Source organism: Bacteroides sp. OM05-10AA (assembly GCF_003439055.1).
GTDB classification, from domain to species: domain Bacteria; phylum Bacteroidota; class Bacteroidia; order Bacteroidales; family Bacteroidaceae; genus Bacteroides; species Bacteroides intestinigallinarum.
Genome location: NZ_QSUR01000041.1, coordinates 1 through 24,418, shown reverse-complemented (window position 1 = coordinate 24,418; position 24,418 = coordinate 1). Strand labels below are relative to the sequence as shown.

At 41.4% G+C, this 24,418-nt stretch carries 17 protein-coding genes; 8 read left to right on the top strand and 9 right to left on the bottom strand.

Annotated elements, in window-relative coordinates; all coding sequences use genetic code 11:
• Nucleotides 1-21: 21 nt before the first annotated feature.
• Nucleotides 22-390, bottom strand: coding sequence for a BlaI/MecI/CopY family transcriptional regulator (locus tag DXB58_RS23350; protein WP_009000503.1), 369 nt, complete (start codon nucleotides 388-390; stop codon nucleotides 22-24).
• Between the two features lie 139 nt (nucleotides 391-529).
• Nucleotides 530-832: a hypothetical protein gene (locus DXB58_RS23345; RefSeq protein ID WP_004304524.1), complete on the bottom strand. Its 303-nt coding sequence runs from the start codon at nucleotides 830-832 to the stop codon at nucleotides 530-532.
• 154 nt (nucleotides 833-986) lie between these two features.
• Here DXB58_RS23345 and DXB58_RS23340 point away from each other — a divergent pair, with 154 nt between their 5' ends.
• The 3 genes from DXB58_RS23340 to DXB58_RS23330 all read left to right on the top strand — a co-directional run bounded on the left by DXB58_RS23340 (nucleotide 987) and on the right by DXB58_RS23330 (nucleotide 5,227).
• The gene (locus tag DXB58_RS23340) at nucleotides 987-3,197 is read left to right on the top strand and encodes a S9 family peptidase (RefSeq protein ID WP_055167381.1); all 2,211 of its coding nucleotides are present in this window, start codon (nucleotides 987-989) and stop codon (nucleotides 3,195-3,197) included.
• Complete coding sequence (gene lipA / locus DXB58_RS23335; protein WP_122138421.1) at nucleotides 3,197-4,045, top strand: lipoyl synthase; 849 nt, start codon at nucleotides 3,197-3,199, stop codon at nucleotides 4,043-4,045. Before DXB58_RS23340 ends, lipA begins: the two co-directional genes overlap by 1 nt.
• Before the next feature lie 63 nt (nucleotides 4,046-4,108).
• Nucleotides 4,109-5,227 carry a hypothetical protein gene (locus DXB58_RS23330; RefSeq protein WP_004304521.1) on the top strand — a complete coding sequence of 373 codons (1,119 nt, stop codon included), beginning with the start codon at nucleotides 4,109-4,111 and terminating at the stop codon, nucleotides 5,225-5,227.
• Here DXB58_RS23330 and DXB58_RS23325 read toward each other — a convergent pair.
• Genes DXB58_RS23325 through DXB58_RS23315 form a run of 3 tightly spaced genes read right to left on the bottom strand, consistent with a single transcriptional unit; the run spans nucleotide 5,193 to nucleotide 7,823 of the window.
• A complete protein-coding gene (locus DXB58_RS23325) occupies nucleotides 5,193-5,897 on the bottom strand; it encodes an SAM-dependent methyltransferase (RefSeq protein WP_122138420.1) in 705 nt (234 codons plus the stop codon). The genes DXB58_RS23330 and DXB58_RS23325 overlap by 35 nt on opposite strands.
• Before the next feature lie 54 nt (nucleotides 5,898-5,951).
• A complete protein-coding gene (locus tag DXB58_RS23320; protein ID WP_004304519.1) occupies nucleotides 5,952-6,959 on the bottom strand; it encodes a hypothetical protein in 1,008 nt (335 codons plus the stop codon).
• A gap of 6 nt (nucleotides 6,960-6,965) precedes the next feature.
• On the bottom strand, nucleotides 6,966-7,823 hold the full coding sequence (locus tag DXB58_RS23315) for an enoyl-ACP reductase (RefSeq protein WP_004324962.1): 858 nt from the start codon (nucleotides 7,821-7,823) through the stop codon (nucleotides 6,966-6,968).
• Between the two features lie 352 nt (nucleotides 7,824-8,175).
• Between DXB58_RS23315 and DXB58_RS23310 the strand changes: the two genes are divergently transcribed.
• The 3 genes from DXB58_RS23310 (at nucleotide 8,176) to DXB58_RS23300 (ending at nucleotide 13,010) form a co-directional block, all read left to right on the top strand.
• A complete protein-coding gene (locus DXB58_RS23310; RefSeq protein WP_122138419.1) occupies nucleotides 8,176-9,795 on the top strand; it encodes a glycoside hydrolase family 28 protein in 1,620 nt (539 codons plus the stop codon).
• A gap of 164 nt (nucleotides 9,796-9,959) precedes the next feature.
• Nucleotides 9,960-11,186: a DUF4861 domain-containing protein gene (locus DXB58_RS23305; RefSeq protein WP_122138418.1), complete on the top strand. Its 1,227-nt coding sequence runs from the start codon at nucleotides 9,960-9,962 to the stop codon at nucleotides 11,184-11,186.
• 147 nt (nucleotides 11,187-11,333) lie between these two features.
• Nucleotides 11,334-13,010 carry a glycoside hydrolase 43 family protein gene (locus tag DXB58_RS23300; RefSeq protein ID WP_117936867.1) on the top strand — a complete coding sequence of 559 codons (1,677 nt, stop codon included), beginning with the start codon at nucleotides 11,334-11,336 and terminating at the stop codon, nucleotides 13,008-13,010.
• Between the two features lie 82 nt (nucleotides 13,011-13,092).
• On the opposite strand, the gene DXB58_RS23295 is transcribed toward DXB58_RS23300, so the two are convergent.
• Both DXB58_RS23295 and DXB58_RS23290 read right to left on the bottom strand, forming a co-directional pair.
• Nucleotides 13,093-13,521, bottom strand: coding sequence for a DUF6575 domain-containing protein (locus tag DXB58_RS23295; protein WP_117936869.1), 429 nt, complete (start codon nucleotides 13,519-13,521; stop codon nucleotides 13,093-13,095).
• A complete protein-coding gene (locus DXB58_RS23290) occupies nucleotides 13,518-13,892 on the bottom strand; it encodes a hypothetical protein (RefSeq protein ID WP_117936871.1) in 375 nt (124 codons plus the stop codon). The genes DXB58_RS23295 and DXB58_RS23290 overlap by 4 nt, the downstream gene beginning before the upstream one ends.
• Nucleotides 13,893-14,071: 179 nt before the next feature.
• Between DXB58_RS23290 and DXB58_RS23285 the strand changes: the two genes are divergently transcribed.
• Complete coding sequence (locus DXB58_RS23285) at nucleotides 14,072-14,734, top strand: HAD family hydrolase (protein ID WP_122138417.1); 663 nt, start codon at nucleotides 14,072-14,074, stop codon at nucleotides 14,732-14,734.
• Nucleotides 14,735-14,862: 128 nt separating this feature from the next.
• Nucleotides 14,863-16,002: a glycoside hydrolase family 88 protein gene (locus tag DXB58_RS23280; RefSeq protein ID WP_122138416.1), complete on the top strand. Its 1,140-nt coding sequence runs from the start codon at nucleotides 14,863-14,865 to the stop codon at nucleotides 16,000-16,002.
• A gap of 76 nt (nucleotides 16,003-16,078) precedes the next feature.
• On the opposite strand, the gene DXB58_RS23275 is transcribed toward DXB58_RS23280, so the two are convergent.
• Together DXB58_RS23275 and DXB58_RS23270 are read right to left on the bottom strand one after the other, a co-directional pair.
• Nucleotides 16,079-19,360 (bottom strand): glycosyl hydrolase, encoded by a 3,282-nt coding sequence (locus DXB58_RS23275; protein ID WP_122138415.1) that lies wholly within the window; start codon nucleotides 19,358-19,360, stop codon nucleotides 16,079-16,081.
• A gap of 13 nt (nucleotides 19,361-19,373) precedes the next feature.
• Entirely contained in the window at nucleotides 19,374-23,666 is a 4,293-nt protein-coding gene (locus tag DXB58_RS23270) for a two-component regulator propeller domain-containing protein (RefSeq protein WP_122138437.1), read from the bottom strand.
• Nucleotides 23,667-24,418 lie beyond the last annotated feature (752 nt).

Genomic DNA, 24,418 nt, shown 5'->3' with positions numbered 1-24,418 from the left:
CATAGATTTTCGTTAAAAAGATTAGTGTTTCTTATCAGCCTGTTCCACTTCGTGAATGAGTTGTTTCAATTCATCCAGCGAAATATCTTCCTCCTTAACCAAAGAAGAAACAGCATTCAGATAAGAATTATTAAAATACTTGCTAATCACATTCCGCAACGTTCCTTTACGAAAATCCTCTTCGCTGACTACGGGATAGTATTGATAAGTATTCCCAAAAGTATAGTGAGCTAAAAAGCCTTTTTCTTCCAGCCCACGCACAATCGTAGATAATGTATTAAAATGCGGCTTGGGCTCTTCATAGAAAGCCAACATTTCTTTCACGAACAAGGGGCCTTTTTCCCAGAAAAAGCCCATGATTTCTTCTTCTTTTGCTGTTAATCCTTTCATATCTGCAACTTTGTTTGCTGCAAATAACGAAAAGTTTTAGTTCATAAACTAATTTATCTAGTTAAAGTAAACTAAAAGATATAGTTAAGAAGAAAATCTTACTATTAAATACCTGTGAAGCAGAATTTCTACTAATCCTTTAGCCCCACAGTTTATTCACAATAAAGTTGCCGATATAAAATAAGTCGCCCATAAAAACAATACTGAATACCAGAAAAGTGAAACAAGTACTCCACCGGGCTCCTCCATCCTCTTCGCCGCGTTTGATACGGAGCAGGGAACTATGCAAACAATCACCTGCTATGAACAGCACAAACAAACTCGGTATCAAGTCACCCCACGATACCAACCACAGATTATCCCCCTTCCCCAACAGGAATGTCAATGCTACGGCCAATAAGAAGACAGAAGCATATTGCAAGTCTTTTCTTTTTGAATTCATAGTGGTAATGTTTAAAGTCCTTTTCACAAAGATATTGAATCTCACCCAATAATCCTTATCAAATCTATATAAAAATCGGTCAGGCTTTGTTGAATCTAAGTTTATTGTTACTTTTGCAAGTACGAATTAAAACCAAAACCGATTATAAAAGCAGATGAAAAAGATCAGCATCACTTTATTACTCTGCCTTCTCTGTCTGACCGGAATGGCACAAGGACAAAAGGCACTCGATTTAAAAGATATCACCTCCGGACGTTTCCGCCCGGAAAATATCCAGGGAGTAATCCCCATGCCTGATGGCGAACACTACACGCAGATGAACGCCGACGGCACGCAAATCATTAAATACTCTTTCAAAACAGGCGAGAAAGTAGAAGTGATTTTCGATGTAAGCACTACACGCGAATGTGACTTCAAGAACTTCGACAGTTACCAGTTCTCGCCCGACGGTCAGAAATTACTGATTGCTACTAAAACGACACCTATATATAGGCATTCATACACAGCTGTACATTACATTTACCCTTTGAAACGAAATGATAAGGGCGTTACGACAAACAACATTATTGAACGGCTGTCTGACGGTGGACCTCAACAGGTCCCCGTCTTTTCTCCAGACGGTACAATGATTGCTTTTGTCCGCAACAATAACATATTTCTTGTTAAGCTGCTTTATGGCAACAGTGAAAGCCAAATTACGGAGGATGGCAAACAGAACTCTGTAATCAACGGCATCCCCGACTGGGTGTATGAAGAAGAGTTCGGTTTCGACCGTGCTTTGGAATTCAGCGCTGATAATACACTGATCGCTTTCATCCGCTTCGATGAGTCAGAAGTTCCCTCCTACTCTTTTCCGGTATTTGCCGGACAGGCACCCCGTATTGATGCCTTAAAAGATTATCCGGGTGAATATACCTACAAGTATCCGAAAGCCGGATACCCGAATTCGAAAGTAGAAGTACGCACGTATGACATCAAGTCACACGTCACCCGTACGATGAAACTCCCGTTGGATGCAGATGGATACATTCCACGCATCCGTTTCACAAAGGATGCCAACAAATTGGCTATCATGACATTAAACCGTCATCAAGACCGTTTCGACCTCTACTTTGCCGATCCTCGCTCAACACTTTGCAAACTAATGCTCCGTGATGAATCTCCTTATTACATAAAGGAGAATATTTTCGATAACATCCAGTTCTATCCCGAATATTTCAGCATGCTTAGCGAACGTGACGGTTACAGTCATCTCTATTGGTATAGCATGGGAGGTAACTTGATTAAAAAGGTTACTAACGGTAAGTTCGAAGTGAAAGATTTTCTGGGATATGATGAAGAAGATGGTTCTTTCTATTATACCAGCAACGAAGAGAGTCCTCTGCGCAAGGCTGTCTATAAAATAGATAAGAAAGGCAAAAAGACCAAATTGTCTCAACAGGCAGGAACCAATACGCCTCTCTTCAGCAAATCGATGAAGTATTATATGAACAAGTTCTCCAGCTTGGATACTCCTATGTTGGTTACCTTGAACGATAATTCAGGCAAAACGCTCAAAACGCTTATTACAAATGATGCGTTGAAACAAACATTGTCCGGATATGCAGTACCACAAAAAGAGTTCTTTACTTTCCAGACTACAGATGGCGTGAAGTTGAACGGCTGGATGATGAAACCGGTTAATTTCTCCGCATCCAAAAAATATCCGGTACTGATGTATCAATATAGTGGCCCGGGTTCCCAACAGGTATTGGATACTTGGGGAATCAGCTGGGAGACATACATGGCAAGCCTCGGTTATATCGTGGTATGTGTAGATGGTCGTGGCACTGGAGGCCGTGGAGAAGCTTTTGAGAAATGTACCTATTTGAAAATCGGAGTCAAAGAAGCCAAAGACCAGGTGGAAACAGCGCTTTACCTAGGCAAACAAGCGTATGTGGACAAAGACCGCATTGGTATCTGGGGTTGGAGTTATGGCGGATATATGACTCTTATGAGCATGAGCGAGGGAACTCCTGTATTCAAAGCCGGAGTAGCCGTAGCCGCACCGACCGACTGGCGTTTCTATGATACGATTTACACCGAACGTTTCATGCGCACTCCCAAAGAAAATGCGGAAGGATATAAGGAATCATCAGCTTTCACCCGTGCCGACAAACTTCATGGAAACTTGTTGCTGGTACATGGTATGGCAGACGACAATGTTCACTTCCAGAACTGTGCAGAATATGCCGAGCAGTTAGTCCAGCTTGGAAAACAATTTGATATGCAAGTGTACACGAACCGTAATCATGGAATATATGGTGGCAACACCCGCCAACACCTGTACACACGGTTGACCAACTTCTTCTTGAACAACTTATAATGACGGATAGAGTACGTAAGCCCGAATGGCTGAAAATTAATATCGGTGCCAACGAACGATACACCGAAACAAAGCGAATTGTCGACTCCCACTGCTTGCACACGATATGCAGCAGTGGGCGTTGCCCTAATATGGGGGAATGTTGGGGAAAAGGAACAGCCACCTTCATGATTGGCGGTGACATCTGCACGCGTAGCTGTAAATTTTGCAACACACAGACAGGACGTCCCCATCCGTTAGATGCAAACGAGCCTACCCATGTAGCAGAATCCATCGCACTGATGAAACTGGATCATGCCGTCATCACCTCTGTAGACCGGGATGATTTACCTGATTTGGGAGCAGAACATTGGGCACGTACCATCCGGGAAATAAAACGGTTGAATCCACAGACAACCATTGAAGTACTGATTCCGGATTTTCAAGGCAGAATGGAGTTGGTAGATTTAGTAATTGACGCCCGCCCCGACATCATATCACACAATATGGAAACTGTGCGCCGCATTAGTCCACTAGTCCGCAGTGCAGCAAATTATGATACAAGCTTACAGGTTATCAGACACATTTCCGAAAAGGGAGTCAAATCTAAAAGCGGCATAATGGTCGGACTGGGTGAAACTCCGGAGGAAGTCGAAACATTGATGGACGATCTGTTAGCAACCGGTTGCCAGATTCTTACCATAGGGCAATACCTGCAACCGAGTCATCGGCATTATCCCGTTGCGGCATACATCACTCCGCTGCAATTCACGAAATATAAAACAGTTGGTTTAGAGAAAGGATTCAACATCGTAGAGAGTGCTCCCCTTGTTCGTTCCTCCTACCATGCAGAGAAACATATTCGTTAGCAAACAAAACACATACACTATTTGTTTTATAGATAAAACCGACAAATAAACATAAATATAGAGATGGATCATAAAGGAATACTTTCTTCCGCATTTAACATGTCGCTGGGTTTTATCCCCGTTATTATTTCCATTTTATTGTGTGAACTTATAACGCAAGACACGGCTATTTACATCGGTACAGGTATAGGTATTATAGGAATATACCTTTCTTATCGACGTAAAGGATTGTTAATTCCTAATTTTATCCTCTATATAGCGACCGGAGTGCTGGCACTATTATCCGTAGCAGCTCTCATTCCCGGTGATTATGTTCCCCCCGGTGCACTCCCGCTTACTCTGGAAGTCAGTATTCTCATTCCAATGCTAAGTCTTTATATGCATAAGAAAAGGTTTATCAACCACTTCTTAAAACAGATAGGTTCTTGCAACAAACGTTTATATGCTCAGGGAGCAGAAGCCGCCGTTGTATCTGCCCGCATTGCCTTGATTTTCGGAATACTGCATTTTATTATAATCAGCATCACCGTCATTTTCCAAAACCCACTAAGTAAGACAAGTCTGTTTGTACTCTATAAAGTGTTACCTCCTACTGTCTTTCTTATGAGCATCCTGTTCAACCAGATCGCTATCCGTTTCTTCAATCACCTAATGTCTCACACGGAATATGTTCCTATTGTGAATACAAAAGGAGACGTGATCGGGAAAACCCCTGCGATAGAAGCTGTTAATTATAAGAACGCATACATCAATCCGGTGATAAGAATTGCCATATCCACTCATGGAATGCTGTTCCTTTGCGACAGACCGTCAACAGCCATTTTGGACAAAGGAAAAGTGGACATTCCCATGGAATGTTATCTCCGTTATGGAGAATCTTTAGAGGCAGGTGCCACCCGCTTGATTAACAATGCTTTCCCGCATGAGAAAGATATCAAACCAGAGTTCAATATCGTTTATCACTTTGAGAATGAAGTAACCAATCGTCTTATCTACTTATTCATCGTTGATATCAAGGATGATTCCATCCTTTGTACCCCTCGCTTTAAAAACAGTAAGCTATGGAGCTTCAAACAGATAGAGGAAAACTTGGGAAAAGGCTTCTTCAGTAGCTGTTTCGAAGATGAATATGAACACCTGAAAGGCGTTATTTATATAAGAGAAAAATACAGGGAATCTTAGACAATTCAGGCACATGTCCCTTCCAGTCCTTCACTGTACGCGTCTGTATATACTCTCCTTCACATGTAATATCGGCAGCAATACAAAGCTTTGTTTGAGGACGGCAGTTTAACAAAATATCTTCTACCATCTTATGATTCCGGTAAGGCGTCTCAATGAAAAGTTGTGTCTGATTTTCAGCATACACACGCTGCTCCAATGTTTTCAGTTTCTTGGCACGTTCCCCCGGTTCAATCGGCAGATAACCATGAAACGCAAAGCTCTGCCCGTTAAAGCCCGAAGCCATCACGGAAAGAATAATTGAAGAGGGTCCAACCAAAGGAACTACCTTCAGTTTTTTACGTTGTGCGATGGCAACTACATCCGCTCCCGGATCAGCTACCGCCGGACAACCGGCTTCGGAGATAACTCCCATTGAAGCTCCGCCTACCAAAGGTTGCAGATAACCGGAAATATCTTCAGGTGAAGTATGTTTGTTCAACGGATAAAATGTCAACGCATCAATATCAATCTCCCGGTCCACCTTTTTCAGGAAACGACGGGCAGAACGAACATCTTCGACTATAAAATACCGGATACCGGAAATAATTTCCTTATTATAAGAAGGCAACACCTTTTCAATAGGTGTATCGCCTAAAGTCACGGGCAACAAATAAAGGGCAGTTTCCACTTATTAAATTGAGAATTGAAAATTAAAAATTGAGAAATAAGAAAGAGAAACGATTCAGGAAGCCAGGTAGTTGGATTCACTTAACATTTCGTGGTAATCAGTAAATTCCAGAAGATCTTTCAGCTTCATATCCTTATGCTTTTTCATGTAAGAAGCAATGATTCTTGCTCCCATCCATGTACCTATCAATGCCGGAGCTTGAGCACCCAACATATCAACAGCAGGAGCAGGCTTCATATAATAGCGGATCACCATCGGGTCACGAGCATGCAGATGATCGTTGGTACAGATATAATTCCATATCTCCTTTTCATTATCCTTGCACCAGTCGCTTTCCTCCTTAGAATACCCCATTGCTTCACCAATATCACTATATCCCAATAAGTTTTGCACTACGTAATTGATCTTCCCCGTATGCATCATCAAGTCAATCAGACAAGTACCTTCATGATAGTTCATACCGTAACGGCTCAAAAGATAAAAAGCAAAACAATCCGGCACAATCCGTTCCGGGCGCATCGAGCGACACTGATAATCGTAATAGAAACGCTTATAAAGAGGATAATCTTCCCCCATATATTTATCAAGACTGATTCCCAATAAAGAATCCACTAAAATAATAGATTCGTTGAAAGCGGATACTTGCGAATAGATAAACGGCACTTTCGTATCAGGCACTTCCTTTTTCAGTTTCCGAAATCCTTTGCTAAGTCCTTTTTCCACTTCATCCAGATTAGGATATTTTGCTTCTACATCGCTAAGCAAACGAACCAAAGTCGTATCCGAATAGAATTTTTGCAGACGTTGCGAGATGGTATCATCTTTCACCGTACCGATAGACAATACATCCTCAATCAGGATTTTCGTCGGCATACGGTAGTCCATCGTCAACTTCTGCATAGCAGAAAAGCTGTTGGAGCGAACATATTCGCTCAACAGCTTATCATATCTCAGAACAGAAATCTCTTCTTCCTTCTGCTCCGTACCCTTTCCTGTGCTTATCCCGCAGGAGGTGAAAAGCATACTCATTAATATAATAAGAAGAGAGATCCGTAGTTTCATAATCTTTTATCCGTAAATGATGTTACCATTTTCGTCCATGTACTCATCGAGTCCTTTCTCGTAAGTAGCCATGGCACGAAGACTCATACCTACGCTGGAGAATCCACCGTCATGGAATAAGTTCTGCATAGTCACCTTACGGGTAAGATCGGAGAACATCACGATACAATAATCGGCACATTCGTCAGCCGTTGCATTTCCGAGCGGAGACATACGGTTGGAGAAGTCGAACAGTTTGTCCATACCCTTCACGCCCGAACCGGCAGTAGTAAATGTAGGCGACTGTGAAATCGTGTTCACACGTACGCTATGTTCGCGTCCGTAAATGTAACCGAAGCTGCGAGCAATAGACTCCAACAAAGCCTTTGCATCTGCCATATCATTATAGCCATAGAAAGTACGCTGTGCGGCTACGTAGCTCAAAGCAACGATAGAGCCATAATCAGCAATAGCATTCAGTTTCTTGGCCGACTGAATCATTTTGTGGAATGAAACAGCTGAAATATCCAATGTCTTATCCAACATTCCATAGTCAAGGTCATCGTAAGTACGTTTCTTGCGCACGTTGGGAGACATACCGATAGAGTGGAGTACAAAATCAATTTGTCCACCCAGTATATCCATGGAGGTCTTGAATACATTCTCCAAATCTTCTACGCTAGTGGCGTCTGCCGGAACAACTTGGCAATTTAATTTTTGGGCCAAAGCATCGACTTCTCCCATACGGATAGCCATCGGAGTATTTGATAATGTAATGGTTGCACCTTCTTCTACGGCACGCTCTGCCACTTTCCAGGCAATAGACTGATCGTTCAAAGCACCGAAGATAATACCTCTTTTTCCTTTCAACAAGTTGTAACTCATATCTTTTAATAGTTAAATTTTGTGCAAAGATAGGAACTTTCTGCATAAAAACACGAGAAGTGTGCAAATAATAGACAGAAATGACAAAAAATACACGTAATCTATCAATTAGTCCACATCGCCTTAGGCTTTCCCACCTATCTTTGCAATCGATAATTAAGAGGTTTTTTCATAATATTTATTTAAGGTTAGAATTAGGTTAACATGAATTCGTCTTATTCCTCTCCTGCAGGCTGCCTGCGACAGATCGCCTGCGGAAGGACATAAGAATTATGAAATCATCCTTATTAATCATCAACCAACTACCAAGAAAAACAATAGATGTATAACCCTATAGAAATTAAGTTACTAAATGAACACATTGACAAAAAGACTCTTCTGGATGGCCGTATGCTGTTTACCGTTTATCTCATCGGGATGTAAACAAAGCGAGACTGCTGTAAAAGAAAGCTCAATCAGTGACGCTCTTTACCAGAATTTACCTTTTGAAATGCCGAAAGTACAGCAACCGGTTTTCCCTGCTTACGAAGTAAACATTGAGAAATTCGGAGCCAAAGGAGACGGTCTGTTCCTGAATACCAAAGCTATCAACGATGCTATTAAAGACGTGAATCAACGCGGAGGGGGTAAAGTGATTATCCCGGAAGGTGTCTGGTTGACTGGTCCGATCGAACTGTTGAGCAATGTAAATCTATATACGGAACAAAATGCACTGGTACTTTTTACCGGTGATTTTGAAGCATATCCTATCATTGCCACTTCTTTCGAAGGACTTGAGACTCGTCGTTGCCAATCGCCGATTTCAGCACGCAATGCAGAAAATATCGCTATCACCGGACATGGTACATTTGACGGAAACGGTGACTGCTGGCGTCCGGTAAAAAAAGGAAAGCTGACTGCTTCACAATGGAAAAAGCTGGTAAACTCGGGAGGTGTTCTCGACGAGAAACAAGAGATATGGTATCCCACTGCCGGCTCACTGAAAGGTGCAATGGCTTGCAAAGACTTCAATGTCCCCGAAGGTATCAACACAGATGAAGAATGGGCAGAAATCCGTCCGTGGTTGCGTCCGGTACTGTTGAGTATCGTTAAAAGTAAAAAGGTACTGTTGGAAGGCGTTACTTTCAAAAACTCACCAAGCTGGTGTCTGCACCCCTTGTCTTGCGAAGATTTCACAGTAAATAATATCATGGTCATCAACCCCTGGTATTCTCAAAACGGTGATGCTATCGACTTGGAATCTTGTAAAAACGCTCTGATTATCAATAGTGTGTTTGATGCGGGAGATGATGCCATCTGTATCAAATCCGGTAAAGACGAAGATGGACGCCGTCGTGGAGAACCTTGCCAGAACGTTATCGTGAAAAACAATACAGTATTGCACGGACATGGTGGATTCGTGGTAGGTAGTGAAATGTCCGGCGGTGTGAAGAATATCTATGTAGAGGACTGCACATTTATGGGTACAGATGTAGGTTTACGTTTCAAGAGTACCCGCGGACGTGGCGGTGTGGTAGAAAACATCTACATTAACAATATCAATATGATTAATATTCCGAATGAACCCTTATTGTTCGACTTGTTCTACGGTGGAAAAGGTGCCGGTGAAGAATCGGAAGAAGACCTGTTGAGCCGTATGAAAACTGCCATTCCTCCGGTGACAGAAGAAACACCTGCTTTCCGCAATATTCATATTTCCAATATTGTTTGCAGAGGTTCGGGACGTGCCATGTTCTTCAACGGACTGCCGGAAATGCCCATCAGCAATATTACCGTTAAAAACGTTGTGATGACGGAAGCTACGGATGGAGTTGTTATCAGCCAGGTGGACGGAGTTACTTTGGAAAATATTTATGTAGAATCTTCTAAAGGCAACAATATATTAAACGTTAAGAATGCCAAGAATCTGACTATAGACGGAAAGGTTTATGAGGAATTAGGTGCAAAAGAGGAGATTTTAAGTCTCAAATAAAAACTCATTGCCATTCTGTAATGCAAAATAGAAACCACAATATCATTATATAGAGTAAAAAGCTCAAATAGCAGACTATAATCTCCTCAAAAGAGACACAGTCTGCTATTTTTTCTGCTATTTTTGCAAGGAGAAATACGACGTATAATTTCAGCCTTAGAAACATGAAGAAGAATCTTTTTATTATTACTTTCTTTTTAGGAGCTTTCAGTCTGTCTGCCCAAGCGCAGAAACAGGAGAAAACCATCACAGTTGAAGTGCAGAACAACTGGAATCAGGCAAAAACGGACGCTCCGATTGTCATCAATTTGCATGAACTGCACGCAGGTTTCAAAGTAAAGTCTGCCATTGTCATGGAAGGGACCAAGGAAATAGCTTCCCAGTTGGACGATCTGAACAGAGACCGTAAGATGGACGAACTGGCTTTTGTTGCCGATCTTCCTGCTCATGGTAGAAAAACATTCCAGATTACACTTTCTTCAGAAAAGAGTACAAAGACTTATCCTGAACGAGTTTATGCCGATATGTTTATCGTAGACAACAAGAAAGGAAAGCATCAGCGGGTACAAGCTATCACAGTTCCCGGCACTAGTAATATATACAGTATGGTACGTCCTCACGGTCCGGTATTGGAATCAGAACTGGTAGGATACCGCCTTTATTTCAATGAGAAACAGACACCGGATATTTATGGCAAGTTCAACAAAGGGCTGGAAATCAAAGAATCGCAGTTCTATCCGACAGATGAGCAGTTAGCTAAAGGATTCGGAGATGACGTACTCCGTGTGTTCGACAGTTGCGGACCGGGCGCGTTGAAAGGTTGGGACGGACAGCAAGCTACCCACATCACTCCGGTGGATACCCGCACGGAACGTATCATTTCTTACGGACCGGTACGTGTAATTGCTGAAATTGAAGTGACCGGATGGAAATATCAGGATACGGAACTGAATATGATGACACGCTACACGCTCTATGCAGGACATCGCGATCTTCATATTGAAGCATTCTTTGACGAACCGCTCAATAAAGAAGTTTTCTGCACAGGTGTACAAGACATTGTAAGTACTTCCCAATCTTTCTCCGATCATAAAGGGCTTGTAGGAAGCTGGGGAACGGACTGGCCTGTAAACGATACAGTGAAATATGCTAAAGAAACCGTAGGACTGGGCACTTGCATTCCTCAACGTTATGTGAAATCGGAAGAAAAGGATAAAGCTAACTTCCTTTATACGATTGCCGCTCCGGGAAATAAATATTTCCAGTATCATACGACTTTTACTTCGATGAAAGAAACTTTCGGATATAAAACACCGGAAGCATGGTTTGCCTATCTCCGTGAATGGAAAGAAGAGTTGGCTCACCCGGTAACTGTAAAGGTGATAAGGTAGATACATATACAACTAAACAAAAATTACGAGGTTTCTACCAATTTTTCTATGACTCTGCACAAATATTCCTCCTTGTGCAGAGTCTTTTTTTCTACCTTTGTCACCAGATAAAACCAGCAAATCACTTATATAAATATAATCTATAACATGAAACGATTGACACAGACTTTAGCTTTTTGCCTATTAACGGTCTTCACCGCAGTAGCACAAAAAAACTATGTATCTGAGGTATGGGTTTCCGACCTCGGAAACGGTAAATACAAAAATCCGGTACTTTATGCCGATTACTCCGATCCTGACGCTTGCCGCGTAGGAGATGATTTCTATATGACTTCATCCAGTTTCAACTGTTTACCCGGATTACAAATCCTACATTCCAAGGACTTGGTGAACTGGACGATTATCGGTGCCGCCGTCCCCAATGCCCTCTCTCCCATTGAAACTCCGGAACGGCCGGAACATGGCAACCGTGTCTGGGCTCCAGCCATTCGCCATCACAACGGAGAGTTCTATATCTTTTGGGGGGATCCTGACCAGGGAGCTTTTATGGTGAAAGCCAAAGACCCGAAAGGTCCGTGGAGCGAACCAGTCTTGGTGAAACCGGGAAAAGGAATTATTGACACCTGCCCGTTTTGGGATGAAGACGGGAAAGTGTATATGGTACATGCATACGCAGGAAGTCGTGCCGGGCTGAAAAGTGTAATCACCATCTGCGAACTAAATGCAGAAGCAACAAAAGCCATCACTCCTTCACGCATAATCTTCGATGGTCATGAAGCACATCAGACTTGCGAAGGTCCTAAAATGTATAAGAGAAATGACTATTATTATATCTTCCATCCGGCCGGTGGCGTACCAACAGGCTGGCAGGTTGTACTACGTTCTAAAAACATCTATGGTCCCTACGAATGGAAAACCGTACTTGCGCAAGGTAACTCTCCTGTCAACGGTCCTCATCAGGGTGCATGGATAGATACTCCTACCGGAGAAGATTGGTTCCTTCACTTTCAGGATGTGGGTGCTTACGGACGTATCATGCATCTTCAGCCTATGAAATGGATAAACGACTGGCCTGTGATCGGCATAGACAAAGACGGTGACGGCTGTGGCGAACCTGTTCTGACTTATAAAAAGCCGAATGTAGGTAAAACATATCCTATCTGCACTCCGCAGGAAAGTGACGAGTTCGACGGATATACCCTCTCTCCACAATGGCAATGGCATGCCAACATCAATGAAAAATGGGCATACTATGCAGGTGATAAGAGCTATGTAAGATTATACTCCTATCCGGTTTTGAATGACTATAAAAATCTGTGGGATGTAGCCAACCTGCTTCTACAGAAAACGCCTTCTGACAATTTCACTGCAACAATGAAACTTACGTTTACCCCTAATCCTAAAAATAAAGGTGAACGCACCGGACTGGTTGTAATGGGTAGAGATTATGCCGGAATCATTCTGGAAAATACAGATAAAGGTCTGGTCCTGTCTCAAGTTGAATGTAAAAAAGCAGATAAAGGAAAACCGGAACAGGCAAATGCTTCTGTGGATCTTTCTCAAAATACTGTTTATCTGAAAGTTCGTTTCAGCTATGACGGCAAGAAGATCAAAGGCAGCGAAGGCGGACACGATCTCATTGTGATGTGTAACTTCAGCTACAGCCTTGACGGAAAGAAATATCAGCCACTAGGCAATCCTTTCCAGGCAAGAGAAGGACAATGGATTGGCACAAAGGTCGGAATGTTCTGCACACGACCGGCTATCGTCACTAACGACGGAGGATGGGCAGATGTAGACTGGTTCCGGATTACTAAGAAGTAATCAATGTTTATATAATGATAAAGAAGATTGTCCCACTACTTTCCAACAGAAGTAGGACAATCTTCTTTATCATTATATAAACTCACATACAAGCCCAACCAAATTTGCGAACAAGCTCCGCTAGCAGGCTACGGTCTCTCATTGGCAAATTAATAACCACATTCTCTCGCTTCTCTCCAGACAAAACATATCCCTCAGCCGGCAATTTATCTTCCGACAAGGTACTTTCCTTTAATAGCGTTTTCTGGTATTCACCCGATTGAAACACAACATCGTAATACTCATGTTCACTTTCAGGCTGCAGATAGAGCAAACGCAAATCCGCTTCACCCACTAAAAAAGATTCAAGCCTACGTGTAGAGATACGAATTCCCGTATAGCGATAAACCGTCTCATCATCGTACAAAAGGCAAAGATACAGTGTATCAAAGGCATCTCTTGCCACAAAAAGTTGCGGCACATCACAGAAATCCAATATCCTGTCTATCCTTAATACATCTTCCATAATCAGACTATTTTAGCTTGTAAAACATTAAATTCCTTTGTTCTCCACCAAGAATAATGTGCTATACCGAAGGTTTTCTTTAACACTCCATCTTTTGGTTCTAAGGCGACTAAAGCAATACTTGCCTTCCTAAACTTAGGAAGTTTCAATCTCTTCTCCGCTTCTTCCCTTTCTGAAAATAGAGAGACTGCCCTTGTTACGCATTCATCTATTCCTAATCCCTTAAAGACTTTATCCGGCTGCATTTTTCTTTGTGAAAAGAAATCTTCTGTTGTAGCAGGATTACCATTTGCAATTCTATAATAATAGCCTTCGCACTGCTCCGCATCCGTAGGAGGGCATTGTTCGGGCAGTGTCTCAAACCATTCTGCATTCATTATTCTTTAGTTTCTCGCAAAGTTAAGCCAATCCGGTAAAATAACAAATATATTTCCAGCTTTGTTTGTCATTGGATATTCTCTAAACAATTGCTCCACTCTTCCCTATCTCACTTTTTTAGTATACCTTTGCAAATCGGGAGATTTAAGTATAAGATTAACAATAAACCAAAAACTCAATGAAGAAACTAGTTATATTTGACCTGGATGGAACATTGCTGAATACCATCGCCGACCTTGCCCACAGCACCAATTATGCTTTAAATAAATTAGGATACCCCACTCATGAAATAGAAAAGTACAACTTCATGGTAGGCAATGGTATCAATAAACTCTTTGAACGCGCATTGCCCGAAGGTGAAAAGACGGAAGAAAATGTACTTCGTGTACGCAATGAGTTCGTTCCTTATTACGATATTCACAATGCAGATGATAGCCGACCTTATCCGGATATTCCGGAACTGTTATCCTATCTGCAGTCTGCAGGCATCCAAATTGCCGTAGCATCCAACAAATATCAGGCTGCCACAGAAAAGCTGGTTGCCCACTACTTTCCCGGTATTCACTTTACAGCAGTTTTCGGCCAACGGGAAGGAATAAATGTCAAACCCGATCCGGCAGTTGTTTTTGATATATTAAAACTAGCCAATGTACAAAAGGAAGATGTTCTTTATGTAGGCGATTCCGGTGTAGATATGCAAACGGCTGCCAATGCAGGAGTTACCGCTTGCGGAGTGACATGGGGATTTCGTCCACGCACGGAGCTGGAAGAGTTTGCTCCTCAACACATCATAGATATTGCTGAAGAGATAAAACAGTTCCTCTCGGCCGGTAAAGTCTAATATTACATATTTTCCGTACAAATTTCAATATTACTTTCCTTACAATGCATTTTCTTTGCAACAGGTAAAGAAAGGTTCACTTTTGTGCACCTAAATCTAAGAACAGTAGTAATTTAATTTATTATACAATGAAAAAGCATCTTATACTATTTTTTATCGGAGTAATATTGAGTTATGGGAACATAAAAGCACAGACAGTTCCCGATAAAAAAGAAATTCTCAAAGTAACCCTCCAGGTAAACGACTATTTTATGAAGAAATATGCTGATTATCGCACCCCTTCTTTTGTCAAAAAAATGGTTCGTCCTAGTAATATCTGGACACGGAGTGTGTATTACGAGGGTCTAATGGCACTCTATTCCATCTATCCTGCAGACGAATATTACCTCTATGCCAAGGAATGGGCAGATTATCACCAATGGGGATTCCACCGGGGAACAACCACCCGTAATGCTGATAACTACTGCGCCAGCCAAATCTATCTTGATTTATACAACATTTGCCCTGATCCTGAAAAAATACGGAAAACGAAAGCCAATATGGATATGCTGGTCAACACTCCACAAGTAAATGACTGGTGGTGGATAGATGCCATCCAGATGGGGATGCCGATATTTGCCAAAATGGGAAAACTTACGGGCGAACAGAAATACTTTGATAAGATGTGGGACATGTATGAATATACCCGCAACCAGCATGGAGAAAACGGAATGTTCAACCCCAAAGACGGTTTATGGTGGCGAGATCATAATTTCGATCCTCCATACAAAGAACCGAATGGTAAAGACTGTTACTGGAGCCGTGGAAACGGATGGGTATATGCAGCTTTAGTACGAGTTATGAATGAAATTCCATCCGATGAAAAACATCGTCAGGATTACATCAATGATTTTCTGACTATGAGCAAAGCACTGAAACAATGTCAGCGTGAAGACGGCTTTTGGAATGTCAGCCTCCACGACCCGACAAACTTTGGAGGCAAAGAAACTTCCGGTACAGCCCTTTTCGTATACGGCATGTCCTGGGGGATACGTAACGGGCTATTGGATAAAAAGACATATCTGCCTGTAATCATAAAAGCATGGAATGCCATGGTGAAAGATGCAGTTCACCCAAATGGTTTTCTTGGCTATGTACAGGGAACCGGCAAAGAACCGAAAGACAGTCAGCCTGTCACTTATGATAAAGTTCCTGATTTTGAAGATTTCGGTACAGGCTGCTTCCTGCTTGCCGGAAGTGAAATCTACAAATTAGACCTCCATATATAGTTGATAAACAATCTTGCGTTGAATCCGGTCTGTGAAAAGTAGACCGGATTCAAGGTAAGCAATAATATCATACCGACTAACGGACTACCAGATAGACATTCCCGATAATCCCTGATGGAACCAAAGTATCTTTTGAAGTCGCAATCGCAGGATAAGCATAGGTAAACCGTTCATTTTGTGGTAATGATGCATCACCAATCATTCTGTTCATTAATGAATTTACCACATGTATCTCTAAAGAATTCTCCCCTTTAACTGCCCAACGAGTCAAATCCGCTTCCCAAGGTGAACACCACAAAGTTGAAACTTCATGTCCATTCAGATAAATCCTGGCCAGCGAACCTAACCGATCAAAACGCAACAATATCTGTTTACCCTTTTCTTTTTTGTCTATATGGATGTTCTTTTTATAAACAGCCGTCCCCGAATAGTAAACGATGCCCGGCTCTTTTGCCTTACTCCAATCAGTCAATTGTGTAAAGTTTACTTCGCCCGGTCCACCCCATCTCGGATCAAAGTAAACTTTCCAATCTCCATTAACAATATACTTCTTTGCTTTATCTGTTGTAAACCCTTTCGCAGGCAAAGAATCATTCTTTCTATCCGAAACTATAATAAACCCGGATTCGCGAGCAGCAAGTGATAATCTTAATGACAAGCTATTTCCTCCAAGTATAACAGGAAGTGAATAACACTCTCCCGAAACCGGATCCCAATATTCTGCATATCTCCTGTCTGTCCGTAAATGAATAGAATCACTAAACACATTCTCACTATGATTATTTACAAAATAAATATCAACATCCGGCAAATGACGATGAGTGAAATATATCCTGTCTTCCGGTTCATTTCCACTCTTTAAAGTAATGTCCGGACGGATTTCTTCCTCCCGTAAAGCCTCTTCCAAAGTCATCCCCCAATACACATGTCCTTTCCCTAAAGAGTGGACTCCACTTTCCTTTTCTCCAGTTCCCCACAAGGCATTTACCATCTTATCATATTCATTATCATGCATCCGTTCGGCCAAAGATACAGGATATGCAGGACGCTCACCATATAACGGAACTCCCTGCTTCACCAAAGCAGCAATATGCCGAAGGGCAGCCAATGTCATTTTACAATCCTTCTGCAGGACCAACATACGATATTTCATACCATCCGGCAGTACAATATCCCCATTCAAAGCTTTAGTTCTATTAATCAGGGCATCCGTGGTACACACGTCAAAGTTATATCCCTCGGGCATCTCCGGCAAACGATGAGAAAGTAATTTCACAGGCGGATTATCGCCCAGATAAACACATAAATCGACAATGGAAATACCCTTTCGTAAAAGCCCCGCACATCTCGCCTGATAATCCCAAAACGGACGGCTATAATTCCAGTAAGTGTTATTTCTATTCAGGCAATAGTGCCTGCCACCCCCTGTATTGCCGGGAATTTTATCAGTCCAAGGCTGATAAGCAGATGCACATACCACAAATTCATTACTTCCGAAAGCTAATGCATAATCAGCCAGATTCTTTAAATCAGCTAACGAATGAGAAAATTTAGCGTCCGTAAACGCCTCGGCAGAAGCCACTCTTTTACCGTAAAGATGAGCAGCGGAAGACGCCTCTTTTATATCATAACTTCCTTCGGTCTGATAAGCCCAAAACTCTCCTTGTGGTTTCTGCACCCTGCCTTTTGCCTGAATATTATCGCCAACAATATTCAAAGCATTCCCTATAGCCTGTGCTGTAAAATCAAGGCCAGCATCGAGGCATAGGCTATCTAGCGTACCATAATAACGATCAGATATTAAATCGGCAATAGTACGTCGCATATCATATAGAAAACGGTCTGAAACTTCAGCAGAACCGACAACATATCCCATCAAAGCAGGAAGATAAGGATGAATATCATACCCCTTGCGTTTCATAAATTCCTGTTCGAATCCCGGAGTCCAGTTCTGCGCCCCCGCTTCATGGCTATCCATTATCATTCCGGATGGCGGACAACCTCTGACCGACAATGAATCGTAAATGACTTTAAAATAATTTTTCCACTGAACAATAGCCGCTTCCGCAGACATCTTATCACATTCCAAACCTTTTAACCCGGTACGTCCATGCTTGGTATATCCTCCCTGTGATTCGTGGGCAAATCTCATTATCATCCATTTCCCTTGCGGAACATTCCAGTTCAAAACTCCATTTCCATCGACTTGTTCTGTCAAATCAATAACATCAGCCGGATTTATCGCATCTGTTGAAGGCAAAGATGATCTTTCTTCATTTTCTATAAAGTCCGAATTAAAACCGGCTTTATCCTCGCAATTATTCACTTTTTCTTGTGAAGAGAGCAGTAATCCTCCCATCAATAATTTCGAATATCGATTCTTACTATCTGCCCAATCATGCAGATGAATCCTGAAAAAGCGGCTTTTGACCTCCGGAAAAGTTACCGTATGTTGCCTGCACTTTGTCGACACCCCTTGGTAAACAGGTTTCAAATTACAAACTTTTTTATAATGCAAACCATCATCTGAAGCCTCCAATTCCCCCAGATCGGGCAATGCTTCATACATAGCTCCATAAAACTGATCGGATGAATGACCGGGAATATTCATGGCACATGTACGCGCTTTTCCTCTGGGGTTAGCACTATAAGTAAAACTCCGGGCTGAAAAAGGACTTCCAAAATCCATTTTTATATAAACAGATTCTCCCGGAAGTAGTCTGGGCATCTCAACAAACTTCCCATTCTCAACAAATAGAGATTCAAGAGATACCCCTTCCATATTAGAAGACAATTCCGGTTTCCTGCTCATACTCGTTTCCACAGTTCCAGTAACAGGAAAAGCGATGACTGCAAAATCCCAAAATTCAGATTGTGATGTAGGTAAAGGAAGACGACCGGAAAACCGGCAATTTCCACTGACAACTGTATCGCTGGCAACTACCTTTTGCATACAAAGTTTCTTCGTTATCCAAGGGCCTCCGGCTACATAACCGTTAGATACATTCACCTCAAATGTCAATCCCAACCTTTTAGCCTCGGATGCCGAAAAAATCAGTTTCTCCCACCAGTCTTTCGAAAAAACGGGGGAAGCATCGGCTCCTTTCCCATGTACCTGATCGTAATACACCACTCCTCCGATTCCGGCCTGCTTAAACGCTTCCAGATCAGCAGTTATTCCTTCCTTTGTGGTCTCCGTTTCACCATGAAACCACCATAATTTGGTACGGGCTGAATCATTTGGGAATCTAAATTCCTGCCGTAGCAAATCTATATTTCCCTTCTCTTGCTTAACTGAAGAATGCCCGCACAAAACTAAAAGTCCCCCTAACAACAGGGTCCTGTAAAACATCTTCATATTGTATAATAAATTACTTTTTAGAATCGCCTCTCTCCCCTTTCTGGTAAGCAGAAGGAGATACTCCAAACTGTGCCTTAAAGCATTTGCTAAAATAAAGGGGATCGTTAATACCAACTTTATAAGAGACTTCCGCAACAGTCAGATTCCTTTCGGTCAAAAACAATTCGGCAGCCTTCTTCATTCGGACAACACGTAAATACTCATTCGGTGAGTATCCGGTCACTCCGCGTAATTTCTTATAAAACACCGTTCGTCCCATCCCCATCATTTGTGCAAATTCATCAATAGAAATATTGTATTGAGAATAAATCTTTTCGACTACAGCTACCAACTGGTCTGCAAATTCCTTGTCCCGGTCCGTGTTACATAAAGCAGGACGTACTATTCCCGGTTCACTGGAGAATTTCTTCCGCAACTTTTCGCATTGCTCTATCAGCCGGAACACTTGCGCAAGCAAAAGCTTAAAGCTAAATGGCTTCGCAATATAAATATCCGCTCCCGCCTCAAGACCTTCCAGATGTTTATCCGGCGAGGTCAATGCAGTCAGCAGAATAATAGGGATATGGCTTGTCGCAAAGTCTGCTTTCAATTTCCTGGTTACTTCAAAACCAGTCATTCCGGGCATCAACACATCACAGATAATCAGATCTGCATCATAATTACACGCCTTTTCAAATCCGGATATTCCATCCGCAGCCACTTCTACTTCAAAATAAGCACTTAGTTCCTCTTGCAAGAATCCACGAATATCATTATCGTCTTCAATTACTAGTATTTTATGTTTTCTCGATGAAGTAACATCCTTCTCATGTTCCTGATATTCTTCTGAAAGTTCCTGCAAATGGTGAGCTTGCATATTCGCTTCTTCCAACAGAACATTGCCGGGCACCAGAAAATCTTTTTCCGAATAAACCGTTTTATCGGTTGGAATACATACGATAAATACAGAACCTCCTCCTTCATTATCTTCATATTCAATGGTTCCTTTATGTACCTGCACCAATTCATGGCTCAAATGCAGCCCTACCCCAATGCTATCTCCGGAGAAACTGCTTTGCATAAAGCGCTTAAACAGTTCACTCTGCTTCTCTTTAGGGATGCCTACTCCCGTATCGGCTACCTGAATCTGCAAGCACTTCTTTGCCTCATCCACATTTACAGAGAACAGAATTGTTCCACCCGAAGGAGTGTATTTGAAAGCATTTGAGAGCAAGTTATAAACCACTTTATCCAGGTTTCCTTTATCAATAAACATTTTGTAGGATGGCACTGACGGCAAAAAGCGGAAATCCATATTTTTCTGTTCTGCCACGTCACTGAAACTTAGATATATTTCATACAGGAAAGCAACTACATCTGTTTCCTGCAGAGAAAGAGCCAATTTGTTATTCTGCATCTTCCTGAATTCCAGCAACTGATTAATCAGCCTCAACATGCGCTGGGTACTTTTATCCATCACCTTCAAAGGATGCAATAATGCCTGAGGAATATCGTCTATCCGGTACATTTTCTCCAATGCTCCCTGAATCAACGTAAGCGGAGTACGGAATTCATGAGAGATATTCGTAAAAAATACCAGTTTATATTCCGTCAATTGCTTTTCAACGTTGATGCGGTTGCGCAGTCTATTGAAATTAAAAATGATACGATATGTAAAGTACAAAGCTATTAACATTAGGATGAGATATCCGAGCATAGCCCAATTTGTTTTCCAAAACGGAGGCACGATAACAATCTTCAAAGTTGTTTCGGTATCATTCCAAATACCGGCACCATCACAATATTTCACATGGAAAATGTAACTGCCCGGCTCCAGATATTTATAAGTGGCAAAACTTAAAGAAGACGGAACATTCCATCCCTTGTCATAGTTTTCCAGCCAATACATATACTTGATTTGACCATTATCCGAATAATCAAGAGTAGAAAAATCAAGCATAAAAGAATTCTGGAAATATTTCAATGTAATCTTATCCGAATAGGCTAAAGATTCTTGCAAAGGAGAATCCGGCATATTAGGCTTCACCTGAATTCCATTAACGGACAATCCTGTGATAACAATAGGAGAAAGCAATCTCTCTGTTGGAATCTTCTTCGGGTCAATAATAGTTAATCCATAGTTTGTTCCAAAAATGAGTTTCCCGTCTGCTCCCATACATGCACTGTTTTCGCTATACACATTTCCCAATGTATAGGATGAGAAGAAGTAGTTTTCAAAAGAATGACTGTTCGGGTTGAATCTTGAAATCCCATATTCCGTGGCAATCCATAATTGCCCCGAATGATCTTCCTGAATAGCCTGAACCATATTATTGACCAGTCCTTCTGATATTCCATAATGCGTATATTTCAAAGTTTGGCAATCATCTGTCAGTTCACATAGATTCAAACCGGCCCCCGAGGTTCCTACCCACATACGCCCTTTACTGTCACGAAACAGGCAGCGAATCTCATTGCTACAAAAGTTGCCATCCGTATAGCTAAACAAACGATAGTTGTCTTCATCAGCTATCAATGAATCCGGGTGGAAAATACAAATTCCTTCACTTGTACCCATCCATATCATTCCTTTTTCATCTTCTGCCATCACCCGGACTATCCGCAAACCATATTTTTTTTGTTGGAAGAAACGACGGAACTTATATTGTCCGCCCGCAGTTTGTTCGGCCAGATCTAATCCGCCTCCAAATGTTCCCACCCACATACGGTTCTTTTTATCACGAAGAATGGAATAAATATTAGAATGAGACAAAGCAAAAGGATTAGACGAATCCGGTTTATACCAAGTGTCTCCTACTTTTAGTCCGTCTCCCCGGGTTCCTATCCATATATTCTCCTGACTATCTTCTGAAATCGCATAAATATTATAGGGCAAATAATGATTATCTATCTTAGTTTTCAGATGAGAATCATAATTATACAATCCACCTCTTCGCGTTCCTACCCATATATCTCCATTCGACATTTTAGTCAGTAACCGGATTGTATTCGAACGGTCAAAAACATCCGGTGATTCTGGATAGACATGCGTAATGCCTTTATTTGAAATGGAAATATGAGACAAACCGGAATATTCGGAGCTTACCCATATTCCTCCTGTCCTGTCTTTCATCAAACATAACAAGAAATCTGACCCTATAGGTCCTGCATTCTTCCCTTCGGAAACAAAGTGTTCCAACCGGTCTTCCTGAATATCATAAGTGAAAAGTCCGTTCCCATAAGTCGAAATCCACACTATTCCCCGATCATCACGAACCACATGATAGCGTTCATAATCTATATATTTCATCTTCTCTTCCGGGATCAACTGGAAGTCCTTTATTTCTCCGCTCTTCACGTTTATATAATAAATCCGTCCCGTATTATTGTAAGCCCAACAATCTCCATAATTGTCATGAATAACTTTCCCATTATTTATTTTCAACTTCCGATAAGGAGTTATTTGGATAGTTTGAAAATCAAACTCATACACTCCCTCGTTTGACGTAAATATAACCCATTTGTCTTTTATCAATGAATGTGCACTGACGGATGTATTACCGGCAATCGTAGAAAGAGATGCTAAACAATCTATCTTTTTCGAGCCATTGACACAGCGATAGACATCTCCACCCTTTGTCAAAAAATACATATCCCCTCCATGAGGAAAAGAAGAGGAAAAATTCAGTTCCCTATCTACAATCTCAACTTTCCCTTTATAGACCGATGCAAGTCCATGCATGGTACCAATCCATATTCTGCCACTGGAATCTTCATTGATAAATTTAATTCGATCGTCCGGCAATCTTCCTGACTCTGCGCGGAACTTCACAGAAGTCATGGTACGATTCTCCTTACAAACGATTTGACGCACTCCACTTGCTCTGTGCCAAAGCCACACATCTCCATTAGAAGACATATATATTTCCGAGTAACTCTCTCCATCATCTCCGGTACCGGTAAAATCGACAAAACAAGCTTTTTGCAAGTCATAACAACTGAACAATTCCGGTACTGTCTTTATCCATAGGAAACCATTTTTATCCTCCGCTACCTGTTTTATTCTATTGTCTGCCAAAGAGACCTGATCGTGTTTGCCGGTTTCCAACTGATAGGTAAGAAAAGAATTACCATCATAGCGGGTCAATCCATCTAAAGTGCCCAACCATAAAAATCCTTTACTATCCTGATACATACATCGCACAGAATTACTGGGTAGTCCGTCACTGGTCCTCATTTGTTTGGAACTAAGTTCGATATCGGCATAACTTTCCGACACAAATAAAAACAACAAAGCGAAGAGGGATAATAATTTATTTTTCATACAGTCCTTTAGGTTATTTTGATTGCTGGTTACAAAGATACGTCTTTCCCACTGCAATAAAGAGTACAGCATTATGAAATAATAGAAATTCCATATAAGTTTGTTCCTAATATAATCAGACGACAAACGGACTAGATACACGTTTAGCAAATGACTCTTTTGAAATCTATGTGAACAAAACTAGTTAAAAAGTAAATAAAGTACAAAAAAAGATTCCTACAAATTCCGAATAAGGATTATTATCCATATTTATGTCATTTTTTCCATATACCGAGCTGTACTTTACATGAGCTCAACTCCGGTACAGAAGTAAGCAAACTAATTAGTTTTCTCTAATACCAGCAGTAGTATCTCCCCCAAAAAGAAAGAGTGCCGAAAAACGCTTCACCCTTCACCTTCTCCTGTTCATCGGTGTTATCGGGTGAAGGGCCGCCTTTCACCGAGAGTTCACTTCCGATTTCATTATAGCAAATCTAATTTTCACTATAGCAAATCAGAATATGCTTATAGCTAAATTTATTATGCTCCCGGCAACCAGTTTTTTTCTTCCTAAGATTTGAAACAAACATTAGGATATTCCAAGTGAAAGATGCTAAATGATTGAAACAAACTCTTTGATCTTTAAAAAGCACTGCTTTAAGCAGGCTAAAGCTATGCTTTACTACTTCTAAAGCTTAGCTTTGGATTAAAAAAAACGTATAATATGAAGTAAGCGTCTCCGCGATTCTATATAGTGTATTAAAATAAAAAGG